Here is a 12,230-nt window from a genome sequence, read left to right as displayed (position 1 = left end):
AAAAGTAGGTCCGGGCGTGAGCTTCACACCAAAGGTTTACATCTGTCTTTATAAAAAGTAGAATATGGGTAGTCGCAAACGCCAGAAGTTGGAACGGCTTCAGGAACGAATTGCCGAGTCTGAAGAATTGTCTGAAGCTGATCGGGATGCGCTGCAGACCTTCGATCAGGAACTTGCACTCCGTTCGAGTCAATACAGTACTCCCCGCCACATCAAATTGCTTCGACACTGTACGATTATGGCCGAGGAGGCCGGCGGCCTTGCCGAGGCCCTGTCCGACAAATCTGCCACAAAGAACATCGTCCACTGGATCAACAAAAACTACGACAACGAGGAAACCAACCGGGACTACCGGGTCGCACTCCGGGTCTTTGGTCGTCGGGCGACCGATGAGAATGGGAGTGATCCACCGGCGACAATTGACTGGGTGTCCTCGGGGACATCCAAATCCTACAAGCCCGAACCGGATCCAGCAAAGATGCTCAAGTGGGACGACGACATCCAGCCAATGATTGAGGCCTGCGACAACTCCCGGGACCGAGCGATGATCGCCGTCGCATGGGATCTCGGTGCTCGGTCTGGTGAGTTTCGGTCGATTCGCGTTGGTGACGTCAGCGACCACAAACACGGAACAAAGGTGACCGTCGACGGAAAGACTGGTCAGCGGTCTGTGCTGTTGATTCCCAGTACGCCGTACCTGACCCGCTGGCTCGAAGACCATCCACGGAGCGACGACAGTACTGCGCCGCTGTGGTGTTCGCTGTCCGATGGCTCCGAGATCTCCTACCAGATGTTCCGCAAAATCTTTCGTGGCAGTGCTCAGGACGCTGGCGTTAATAAGCCGGTGACGCTGACCAACTTCCGCAAGTCTTCGGCGTCCTATCTGGCCTCGCAGGGACTCAATCAAGCCCACATTGAGGACCATCACGGCTGGGTTCGAGGAAGTGACGTTGCCTCTCGATATGTCAAGGTCTTTGCCGAGGAAAGCGACCGGGAGCTGGCCAGAGCCCACGGTGTCGACGTGAGTGAGGACGAGCCGGACCCGATCGCCCCGATGACCTGCCCGCGATGTGGACAAGAAACGCCTCGTGAGAAAGACTTCTGTGTCTGGTGCTCGCAAGCACTTGATCAGGATGCTGTCAAAAAGATCAACCGAGAAAAGCAACAAGCCAGAGCCGAGTTGCTCAAACTCGCTCGTGAAGACCCGTCGATTCTGGAGGACCTCGAAAATGCTGAACGAGTCCTTAATCTCGTTGAGGAAGACCCGACTGTCCTCGACGAGGCTGATCGGTTCCTGGACGCTCTGAGCAGTGGCTGACATTAGCCAAGCACCTCCTCAGCATAATCCAGTTCTTTTTTGACCTGCTCGACAGCTGGCGTGTCGCCATATTTGACTAATACATTAATCGCGAGCGCGCGAACGAACTGGTCATCAGCGTGTTTGATAATACGGCGCAACGTATCTCGGTTTTCTCGAACCCATTTGTCTGGATTCTCGGTAATATCAATCGTGTTGTCAATCATTGTTCTAAAGAAGAAACTGAATCTTGGTTGTCTGCCGATGCAACTGCCTGCACAAACGGCAACCGAGCAACAGCGTCATGGAATAAATCAATATCATGCAGGTTGCCAGTCACTGGTCCCGATTGCACAGCCGTGGAGCCGATCATCTGATATCGGACGGTGCAGCCGGGCGTGGCCACTTCGATCATAGTGACCTCAGCGTTGCTGTTGCGATGAATGGAAAACGATGGCTCTACGCAGTGTCCGACAGCCGACTCACTCATGACTGTTCCCTCGCAGTGCTCGAATAGCAGTCTCAATTCTTTCTTCGCTTGCTCCGTCGGCTAAGTGCAATAGCTGCTGGACGAGCTGTCCTTTGTCGTCCTCGATTGGTGGCTCTGGACAGGGAGTTGTGTGCGTTTCTGTCCAGAGTTGATACATTGACTCTTTATCAAGCAGTAACTCGATTTGGCCATGTTCTCGGGTTGTAACCAAAAGCGCATACTCAGCCGACTCACTGGTGGATGGTCCGTAAGTAATCGAAGCAAACGGTCGATCAGAATACACAGTAAACCGCTCGCGCTTTCGGCCACCGTCAGGTAACAACAATGGATCTACAAGAGTGCTACTAACCCACATTCGGTCATGAAAGGTGGATACGTCAAGCTCCTCAACTGGTTCTCCACCAATAATTACCACTTCATCCACATGGTCATAGCCGTGAACAGTCACTTTCTGACCGTCAATTTCGGTTATTTCAGGATTATCGAGATCTCCGGTATTCCATTTGTCCGGAATTCGGACAGTTGCCGGGTATGGACATGTAGACTGGTGGGGAGCGTCATTCATCTTCTTTCCCCTCAATTAAGCAGTGGAATTCCAATTCCTGTGAAACACTCAGCTGTCTATCGTTGATTCCTATCTGGTGAGTATCTGCTTCGCCAGAACTGAGGGCGCAAACAAGCTCGTTAAGCTGTTGGGAAAGTAGTCTCGTGCCTTCAGTTGTCAACTCGTAGCAATTAGTTCGTCCGTCGATTGTGGACTTGCTGAGTAGCCCGAGATCGGTCAGTCTATGTATGTTCTTATACAAGCGACTGTGGTTGATTTCTTCACCGTAACGAGCTTCAAGATAGTCCTGAATGTTTGTACCGGAAGTATCAGTTGTTGAGTCTCTAGCTATGACCAGTGTCGTCAACAAGATATCACGCTGAAAACCACTGAGATCTGTGTATCCGGTGCCACCATCCGGAAGAATACTGCTGGAGGAGTTGGCTGTATGCTCGCGAGGTTTTGAATTATGTTTGTCTTGACCTTCTCCAGAGCTTCCATCGGTAAAGTGACACACCGAACAGTTATTAAGCGATACAACTTCCGTGTCGGGACTTTTTTGTCCCGATGAGTCGTTTCTTGACATGGCGTTCGTGCCTGATCCACGAGCGCCCATCCGGGCCCGCTGTGCCCGCAGCGGGGTCCGGGATTTCTCCAATGGACCCGCCGAATAGCAACGGGTCCGAAATGAACGCTCGTTACAGTAGTAAATATCGTCCATATTTATAAAGTTAATGTGATACCGTCTATTTATTACAAATAAAGTCCAAAAAGGAGTCATGTCGGTAGAATAATGATATGTTATAATGTATCTGAGTTCATGCGACCGCGGGTACCGTGGATGAATGAAACTGATGACGCCATTCTTGAGTTTTATCAAGAACTTGAGCAGGCAGGATTTAGGATTGCACTTCCGCCCACGGCCGTCTGGGTGAATATAACCCAAGAGCTCGGGATGCTTGATAAAGCAAGAAACACGGTCTCGCGTCGAATGAAGAAGCTCAACGAAATGGGACTGCTTGAGATTACTGACGAAAAAAGACGCTATTACCGAATTACCGACAAAGGAATTGCTTATCTTGAGGGAGAACTCGAATACGATGATCTCGTTCTTCCCGAAGATTCCTAATTGTACCATCGGGTATTGTCCGATTCCGTAAACTTGATTCGTGTGTCTTATTGACGTACACGTAGCTTCTGTTGTACATTTTTGAACAACAGGAGCCGTGCTCCGGTCCCCCTGTTTACACCCCCTACCCGTACCGGAGCACTTTACTTTTAATTCAAATTCGTTAGCTTGAAATTTATGTTCGATCAAGATAGTCATGGCTTCTGGGCATCCAGTCTGTGTTTGTGCTAATCAGGAGCCGTGCCCCGCGCTGGAATCCTGTTTACTGATCGTGTCGGAGGGCCATCAGATTTCTACGCTGGGGCACTTTTCCTTTGGCTTACTTCGATAGCAGTTGCTATGTGTCGATACTACGCCTTGTACGGATCGCGTTCGGCCGCAATCAGCCAATCTCCGCACTCCGTTATTTCGGTGATAGGATATTAAAACTCAGCATCAATTCCGAGAGAGCAGTTAGTTATACTGTCTTTTTCCTTACCCTCAGACTTATAATACAGTTTGCAGCTAATCTTGTGTGTAATGTCGGACCCAACGCAACCGATCGACTGGACCACACAGGATTGGCTCATTGTGAGCGCAGCGATCGGTCAATACGGGGGGCACAGCGGTTGATCCCGTGCAGGGAGAGGTGTTTAATCTGGTCCTTTGTCAATGCACATTTGCCCGGCGTCACAGCGGTCGAGGAACGTACAATATTTGCACTTCTCTGTCTCGGGATCGGGCTGATAATCGTTCATGGACTGGAACGTTGTCCAGTCCTCTCTATCAGTACGTATCTGGTTTTTAATAGAGTCGAGGTCAACTCGGTCTGGTCGTGTTCGGTCGAACTCTCCGTGTTTTGTGTGAACGAGTTGTACAAGAATGCGGTCTAAATCGGGCTCATACTCTCTGTGGGCCCACAAAGCATACGTCAAGACTTGAAGAGTTGGTTCGCTGAACCGATCAACTGCACCCGTTTTCCAGTCCGTGATAACGAGATCACCCTCTTGACTCCGGGTGCAGAAATCAGGACGTACCCAAACAGTATGTTCATCAACACTGAACGAACGAGTTATCTCATGTGTGATATATCGGTGTGAATTGAATTGAGGCCATATCACTTGGAAGAATGTTTTAATATGGCTTTGAGCAGTCTGTATCAGTGACTGGGCAAATTCATCCGGGTCAAACTCGTCTTCGTCCGTAAAGTGACTGTCTCTAATCTCGTCACTGTTCTCCGCTACGTACTGCTGAAGGCTCGCAGCTGCGGCTTCCTGACTATCCTGCAGCGTTCTCTTTGAACTGTTTCGCCAATGTTCTATTTTTTCGGCAATACAATCATGGACAACAGATCCAATTCGTGCACCTGGGGGCTGGACTGCTGTTGACGACTGGGTTTCATAGCCAGTGTCTTTTTCCTCCCGTTGGCGGTGTTGATAATAGAACTGGCGCGGACATTTGTGATATAGTCTCGCGGTGGAGTACGACCAGTCGACGTGAGAGGCTGGAGAGTTATTCACCATCTGTCATCTATCATTGGATCCGATTAACCACCGAATAGACAACATTCGGAAGACGCTTTGAAAGATCGTAATCCGAAAAGTCCTCATCTATTGTTGGTGACGTAGTTGATCGGTCTCGGCGCAGGCTCGAACGTATACCAAATGTAATCGACTCTCCATTCAAACTTGCAGACCAGACATCTGCCTCACTACCAGACTGGACAATATCAATGTTACTTTCTTTGAGACGCAATGACCGTTCGAATTGCTGAACAAGGCTTTCGATCTTGTCCGTAGACAGCGTTGGGGGATCCCCTGTTTCGGCGTAGTCCAACAGGGCCAACCCTTGATGCCGATCGAGCGAGTCGTGAAGATGTCTGTTTTCGTATCGCTGCAGACAGTTATGACATGCAGAATCGCAGCTACAGCCTTCCAAAATAGACCGTGTTTCAGCTAAGACCGTATTGAACTCGTCCCAGACTTTTGTAGAGAACCCAGCACCTCCCGAGGTAGTATCAAAGAGGAAAATCTCGATAACGCCACGCACATCATCTTGATCCACGTATTCGGCGGACCGACTTCGGAACCCGCCTTCCAGTTCCTCGTCTTCGATACCAAGCGCTCGCGATGCACCCATTACTAATGCCTCAGCGAGCGACTGGCCAGCCGTCTCAAACCATTCAGCGTTAGGGACGAACTCCATCTTTTCGTTAAGCGGGATCTGGAACACCGTGAGGTCGCTGTTGAATGTATGGCTGAAACTCGTTGTGACAGAAGATCCAGAACATTGGTCGTCCCATTCGTACTCTCCGAGGAATCGCGGATCTTTCGGGTACGGACGATTATGCGGATTTTCTAATTCACCGTCTCGGCTTACAGCGCCACACTTCACACACACTTCGAATCCCTCGTCGTCAGGACCAAAGTTCGCAATGAGAAGTTCCTCATCATTGAGCCGACCGACAGTAGACGGCCCGAATTGTTTCTGATTGGCCATCTCCGTTGCTCCTCTGGCATCCTGTGATGTTGGAGTCAGGGGGTACTTCGGTTGTGTAGCATAGACGCGGTCCTCAGTATAACGAGAGCCTTCCTCAGGGGTGTCAGTTCTGTGGTCCACTTCGGGAGCAAAGGCGGAAGGGGTGTGCATCTGAAGCGAGGTGATTTTAGCTTCGGCGCAGACTGGACAGGTAATCTCTTGTTCTTCCAGACTCACCTCTTGTTCATCGTAAACCGTCTCGCAGTTAGGACACCAATTGAGGTGATCTAGATCATCCCAGTCGACACCGTCAGCCCGGTTCACCGGGTTGTCTGCGAATTTGAAGTAGAGTCCATATGACTCGTAAGTCTTCTTGTCAATAACAATCTCTCTGCCGGGGACATAAGTTGAGAGCGCTTGTTTCAGGTCACGTGAGGTTTCGTATTTTGTCTTCGGTCTGTTTGCGCCGCGTTCGTTCGCACGGACTGTGAAGTCACAGACATCTGTTGGGAAAGAGAATGTCGGAAGTAAAGCTGCGTCAAGGAGTACTGAGAGGAGATCTTCGTCTGTGCCTGACTTTTCTTCCCAGTTAGCTCGTGATTGAAGCTCTCGCAACTCGTCGAGGAATTCCTGAGCTGTTTCACGAATAAACGGTTCCCGCCAGTTATCTGGGAAGTCTTCGCCTAATGCATCGGGCAGAAGACCACCGAGACGAGCGACCACCGGCGACGACTGCTGTAACACCTGGTCGCTTATCCAGTCTTCAAAGTCGTCTAACGTTTGATCTCCATCTCCCTCAAAGAATTCTTGGGTAGTGCTTAATGAACGGAATACGTCAGCACTGGTTTCGATGTTAGAGGGATCAAAATATCTAGCCAGGAGAGATGCGTTAATATGCCGCCGAGCGATTTTCTTGTTTCCTGCGTAGATAATTGGTTCGTTGCCTTCGCTTGTGATCATTTCCTCGGGGTTATTGAAGTAGTAAGATTCGTGTGGGGAGTTATCGGCAAATGTGATGATCGTGGATAATCCTGCTCCTCGGCGCCCTGCACGACCTGCACGCTGTTCATAGTTTTCCGGTCCAGGCGGTACTGTCCGCATGGCAACCCCAGTCAAGCTGCCGATGTCAATACCGACCTCCATTGTCGTTGTGCAACTCAGCACATCGATCGGTTGGTCAGCTTCTGAATCACCGACTAGGATATCTTGGAAAAGGAGTTCGTACTCTTCAGACCGAGAGAACGCCTCGGAATTATCTTTAGCGCTCAACTGTGCAGAGTGTTCTTCTGATCGGATCGTCAACGGATCCTTCTGACCGCGTTTGACTTGTTGCGGTGGGTTACGGAGAAGGCCCTTCCGTGCTTCGAGATGGATGTCGTCATCGCCGACTTCGGTCAGTGTGCCAGTACACCCCTCGTGAGGACACTCACCGTTCAGCGAGACGATAGAAAACCGGTAGCATCCCTGACAGCGATACCAGTTCTTATCAAGCCGGAGTTCGATACGAGTTGCCTCGGGATTGACGAAGTAGTTCCCATGAGCATCGATTTTAAATAGCGCCGGCTGGTTCGTCATCAGCGCTCGTTGTAGTTCGTTCCATTCGTCTTCTAAAACTTCGTCACCAACAGATTCGCGGACATACTTCGGAATAACTTCGTCAGCCCCTGCTTCGTCTGGTTCCATCCAGTTGTTGTATGTATATGACTTTGAGCGGCGGATCGTGTCAATATCAAGGTCGAATGCTCGTTGTTCACAGGCATTTCGCAGCGATTCAATCAAGATGCTCTGAAGCAGATCGGTATCGATGGTAGGAACTTGTTCATTGAGCTTTTCCATCAGAGACTCCGTGGGCGCAAGGTATCCAATCAAGGCAGCTGGAATGGAGTAGTATTCATCACCGAGTGATCGAAGGAGTGCCTCATCATACTGCCTTGGCCGATCAAGATCAGAGATCGCCTGACAAGCGTTCTCCCGTTTCGGGATGTCGTCGATCGACTCAAGGAAGAATTCGTCCGTAATCTCCTCGAGCCGTCGCTGGATCCGCTCAAAACGCGAACGGGATCCTTCATACTGCACACCCTCCTGATCTGTCCGCTCGTCGCTGTCATCGAAGAACACAATGTTGTTCTTGTGGCAATAGACAGCAAATTCAGCGAACAGACGATCCATAGTGATTTCCTCGTCTGTGTTTGCAATGATGTCGGTAATGACTTCCCTGAATGAGTCGAGTTCTACATTAGATTGTAGATCCCGGGCTAACCGGGCTGCCTTCTGACGACCGTCGGAGAAGCACAGTACTTTCCGCCCTTCGTTAGGGAAATCATCCTTGAACGGGTCTTTGGGCTGGATACCGAACATTGATCGGACAATGTTCGCAAACGGCTCTTCACCCTTTGTGACCAAATCTTCGATTTTTGTCTCGCCGTTCTGTCTTCGTTCTTCGATCCCGCAGGCAGGACACCGCGTCCAACTCCACGCTGCATCTTCATCTGGCGGCTCCTCAGTTGGAATGTATACCTCAATATGTGAGTCCTCATCGGCTTCATTGATGTCCTGCCAGTCCATCAAATGCCCGGAAGATATATCCAGAGGCTTTGATTGTGTCGTCTCTGCCAGAGAGCGGTTATGCTCGTGTTTCGGGTCAGGATCTGTCCGCGGCTCTTCGACAAGGAGGTGAAGTTCATCCAAGTTTGAGCTGTTCTTGGGGTTCGTCCATAGGAACGTGTGTTTCCCCGTGTCATCCGATCGACGATAAGCACGGAGATACGCTGCACCACAGGTCCGGTGACTGATCAATTCGAAGACCCTGCTTCCACATTCTGGGCAGGTCGTGTGAGGATTCTCATATATACGGCCCAAGAGATTCTCCCCTTCAGTCACACGACGACCAGAACATTCAGGATTGACACAGGCATACTGCGCTGGCAACCCTTTCAAGAACATATGAAGGCGGGTAGGAAGCAGGGCTTGTTCTGCACCTTCACGCGCTTCGGTACAAAGATACAGGAGATTGCCTGTTGCCTCACGCGCAAGGTCAGATTCTACGTCGGGAAACAGTTCTTCTGCCAAATCCGAGAGCGGCAGCGGATCCTCACGGAGATAGCTATGCGCTTCCCGGAATAAGGGGTCCGTTTCCAACTGTTCGGCTAAATATGCTCTTGTCTCTTCAATTGAGTCTACTGTCAGTTGATCCCAACCCCGTTCGCTTGCCAAGTTCCGGATTTTGGACCGGTCTTCAAGTTGGTATCCGATCCGTTTGAGTAGTTCAGCAACCCGGGCGTTACTTGTTGAACCACCATCGTATTCTCTCTGTGTTCCCTCGATCACCGCAAATTCCTCAGAGTGGCCAGCTGTGAGTTGAGCTGCGAACTCAGGCGCCGCCTCCTCTACGTTTTCCCCCATTGTCGCACTCGTTAATATAAATCGGATGCGGTCACGGGATACCTGGAGATTCTGCAGGAGCCGGTTCAGAAGGAGTGCCACCTCTGCACCTTGAGCTCCACGATAAAGGTGGGCTTCGTCGAGAACAATGTTTAGTTCGTTCTTATCGTCGGCCTGAAGCCACTCACGGGTGTCTTGAAAGAGCGGCTGCTCGATCGGCCGGAGCAGCATATATTCAAGCATCGAGTAGTTCGTGATTAGGATGTCCGGTGTGCCACCGTGTTCGTTCGGTGAATGCATCTCTTGGCGAGTGAATAACTCTCGATCACTAGGCTGGGTCCAGAATTTCTCACGCTTACTTGATGGATTGAAATTTCGGAACCCTTTGAGGTCTTTGGCGGGAATTCGTCCCTTACGTTTTAGCTCCTGATAGAGTTCGGGATTCTCCTCTTGGAGTTCCACGTACCGTTTGATCACTGGCTTGACCATCCGGTCATTTTTGTCCACGTTATATTCTCCGTGATACGGGGTCCGGCTGGTGTACATCCCGAACTGCACACGACGCCCCATGTAGTTCTCAATCGTATCTGCACCAGATTTGTCGCCGAACAGCAGTCGCATCCGGGACAACTGGTCTGCAACAAGTGCATTCATTGGATAGAGAATTAGGGTTCGAATGCCCCGTTGTTCCGAGGTAGTTCCGCGCTCCGCCTCCTGTGCCAATTGTCCCAAGATTGAATACAGGAAAATCTCGGTTTTCCCTGATCCAGTTCCTGTCGAGACAATTAGGTCGTCTTCGTCGTTGAAAAAAGACTGCAACGCGTCTGCCTGGTGCTTGTAAGGCGGATCGAAGATGTCAAGATCATCATCTTCAAGATCTTTCAGAATCTCAACAACAGAATCGGGGAGGCCAAGATTTCTGAGTTTTTTCCCAGAAATGTAAGAGGGTGTGGCTTCGACCCAAGGTTCGGTCGAGGTCGCCCCTTCGTTCATCAGTGCTCTTCGTTCTTTTAACAACCTGGGATGGCGAAGGTGATATGTTGATTCGATGTACCTTTGCAGATCGTCATCCAGTCTGTCGGATACTTCTTTGATAGATTGCATTAGTAATCAACCTTTGTTTTGTTGGTGATAGTAATGGGTAGAGATTCGAAGATGTCGACGACTGATTCAGTTTCCTCGTTCTGAATTCTCCACTGTAGTTGGTTCTTCGAGGTTTCTAACCATTCTGCGCCAATTGCATGGAGCCATCTCATTTGATGTCGGGGGGGCACAAAGTCACAACTCACTAATACTCCATCTTTGATTTTCTTGAATTCTACCCGTTGGGAGATACCGCTCACCGCGTCGATGATGAGCGATACGTGTTTTCGGTATCGGCTGGGAACAGCAACCATATCTGTTGATTCACTCGCCGAGCGCTGGAGTTTCAACCGATAGACGTCTCTTCCGTATTCGACCGGAACACGCCAGAAGCTCACGGTGGAATCATCATCTAACTTCACCTCTAAGGGATCACCATCTTGTTGGAAACCCCATTGTTGGCCTGTGTATGGTTCCCAGCTCTGTTCTGGCGTCCAATTCTCCTTCGGCTGATCCGTGATAAAGTTGATAAGATCGCTCTCTGTAAACAATCTTCCGCTATCCAAACCAACATATTCTGACCGAGATTGAACTGGAATATCGTTTGCCAAGAGTTCTCCCTCGCTAGTACCAGTGATGATCCGAGTTATCCCCCGGACTTGTATCTCAAGATCACGGTCTGAAAATGCCATTGTTGGTTGTCCGGAAATAAGCACTGCATTAGAGGAGTTCGTCATAACCGCGTGGGTCGGAGATGGTGCATAATAGCCCTCAGATAGATTAAGAATGTCACCGAGAAACGTAATTGTCGGTCCAGAGCGGTCTTTAAGAATCATGTTGAACCAGTCTTCGGAGTCTTCTTCTTTTGGATTCCCAAGAATAGCGGCGAGTTTATGCGTTACCCAGTGTTGGATTCCCGAGATATGTACACGAGGATACGCTCCATCTGATTCCTCCACCTTATCAGCAATTGCAAGTCGAATTGCCTCAGCGACAAGTGCATCGCGAAGACGATCAGTTGCATCTGGTAGATTTATTTGGTCGTGATGGATGAATTTCTGTGTAAAGTTATGCAGTGGGTCGTCAGCGAACCCACTTTGTCGCAACCATTGCATTCGTGCCCAGTGTGAAGAGTGTTCAATTCGTCCAGGTTCGTCATATGTATTGACTATCTCCCCAATAAAGTGATCGGCGTCACAGCCGGTGATTTGACCATCAACTTTCTGTGCTATTTCAGCGTCAGCATCCGGAAACCAGATAGGAATATCTCCGACATAGCCGACTAACGTATTGTTTTCAATATCTGAGATCGTTGTTGTAATCTTATCACCAATGGAGATGGGGAGTTCATCGAACTGTCCTGAGAGAATTTTAAATCGAACCTCATAGTTTTTTCCTTGAAGATAAGGCGTCAAAACTTTGGCATAGTTTTCCTCCGCTCCAACGATGCGAACTAGATCCCCAACATCACCTTCTACTGGCCCTAGTTGAATGCGTTTTCCGCCGAGGGTTGTCCTCCCAAGATTTCGATCTCTTATTTCATCGATCTCAGAATAAGTTACTTCACCTTGATCTGGAGGTTGATCCATGATCAGGTGGTCTATCATGTTGTGCACCCACTCATCGTAATTATCTGCAAGCATCTCCTCATTCAAACAAATAGCAAATCCGACATCGTTACCAAATTCTTCTTTCTCACCAAGGTATTTCAACCGGACTCGTTCTCCCTTCTCACACGAAACAGGGCCGATATTTACCGTTTTATTTCCACGCCGAACTGTAGCTTTTCCGTTCTGAGTGATTGTTGTGATTTTAGCAGTGAACTGCTCGTTTGGTTCTAAACTCATGA

9 protein-coding genes are annotated in these 12,230 nt (G+C 49.6%); 2 read left to right on the top strand and 7 right to left on the bottom strand.

The genetic code is table 11. The features are described from left to right. The first annotated feature begins 64 nt into the window (after positions 1-64). Positions 65-1,318 carry a tyrosine-type recombinase/integrase gene (locus tag K0C01_RS05315; RefSeq protein WP_221170987.1) on the top strand — a complete coding sequence of 418 codons (1,254 nt, stop codon included), beginning with the start codon at positions 65-67 and terminating at the stop codon, positions 1,316-1,318. A 2-nt stretch (positions 1,319-1,320) separates the two neighbouring features. Here K0C01_RS05315 and K0C01_RS05310 read toward each other — a convergent pair whose 3' ends face one another. Genes K0C01_RS05310 through K0C01_RS05295 form a run of 4 tightly spaced genes read right to left on the bottom strand, consistent with a single transcriptional unit; the run spans position 1,321 to position 2,917 of the window. Further along, positions 1,321-1,524, bottom strand: coding sequence for a hypothetical protein (locus K0C01_RS05310; RefSeq protein ID WP_221170986.1), 204 nt, complete (start codon positions 1,522-1,524; stop codon positions 1,321-1,323). Further along, positions 1,521-1,787, bottom strand: a complete 267-nt coding sequence (locus K0C01_RS05305) for a hypothetical protein (RefSeq protein ID WP_221170985.1) — start codon at positions 1,785-1,787, stop codon at positions 1,521-1,523. The genes K0C01_RS05310 and K0C01_RS05305 overlap by 4 nt, the downstream gene beginning before the upstream one ends. Beyond that, positions 1,780-2,352 carry a hypothetical protein gene (locus K0C01_RS05300; RefSeq protein WP_221170984.1) on the bottom strand — a complete coding sequence of 191 codons (573 nt, stop codon included), beginning with the start codon at positions 2,350-2,352 and terminating at the stop codon, positions 1,780-1,782. Before K0C01_RS05300 ends, K0C01_RS05305 begins: the two co-directional genes overlap by 8 nt. Then, complete coding sequence (locus K0C01_RS05295) at positions 2,345-2,917, bottom strand: PadR family transcriptional regulator (protein WP_221170983.1); 573 nt, start codon at positions 2,915-2,917, stop codon at positions 2,345-2,347. Before K0C01_RS05295 ends, K0C01_RS05300 begins: the two co-directional genes overlap by 8 nt. Positions 2,918-3,151: 234 nt before the next feature. On the opposite strand from K0C01_RS05295, the gene K0C01_RS05290 reads away from it, so the two are divergent. Then, a complete protein-coding gene (locus K0C01_RS05290) occupies positions 3,152-3,460 on the top strand; it encodes a helix-turn-helix domain-containing protein (protein WP_221170982.1) in 309 nt (102 codons plus the stop codon). Between the two features lie 632 nt (positions 3,461-4,092). Here K0C01_RS05290 and K0C01_RS05285 read toward each other — a convergent pair. The 3 genes from K0C01_RS05285 to K0C01_RS05275 are packed head-to-tail and all read right to left on the bottom strand — an operon-like array spanning position 4,093 to position 12,228. Next, on the bottom strand, positions 4,093-4,962 hold the full coding sequence (locus K0C01_RS05285) for a PD-(D/E)XK nuclease family protein (protein ID WP_221170981.1): 870 nt from the start codon (positions 4,960-4,962) through the stop codon (positions 4,093-4,095). Between the two features lie 10 nt (positions 4,963-4,972). Then, on the bottom strand, positions 4,973-10,402 hold the full coding sequence (locus K0C01_RS05280) for a DEAD/DEAH box helicase (RefSeq protein ID WP_221170980.1): 5,430 nt from the start codon (positions 10,400-10,402) through the stop codon (positions 4,973-4,975). Continuing rightward, positions 10,402-12,228: a Druantia-type antiviral defence protein DruD gene (locus K0C01_RS05275; protein ID WP_221170979.1), complete on the bottom strand. Its 1,827-nt coding sequence runs from the start codon at positions 12,226-12,228 to the stop codon at positions 10,402-10,404. Before K0C01_RS05275 ends, K0C01_RS05280 begins: the two co-directional genes overlap by 1 nt. Between the last annotated feature and the right edge of the window lie 2 nt (positions 12,229-12,230).

Origin of the sequence: Salinarchaeum sp. IM2453 (assembly GCF_019693215.1) — an archaeon.
Classification (GTDB): domain Archaea; phylum Halobacteriota; class Halobacteria; order Halobacteriales; family Salinarchaeaceae; genus IM2453.
The sequence above is the reverse complement of the archived record's forward strand: the minus strand, read 5'-3'. Positions and strand labels throughout refer to the sequence as shown.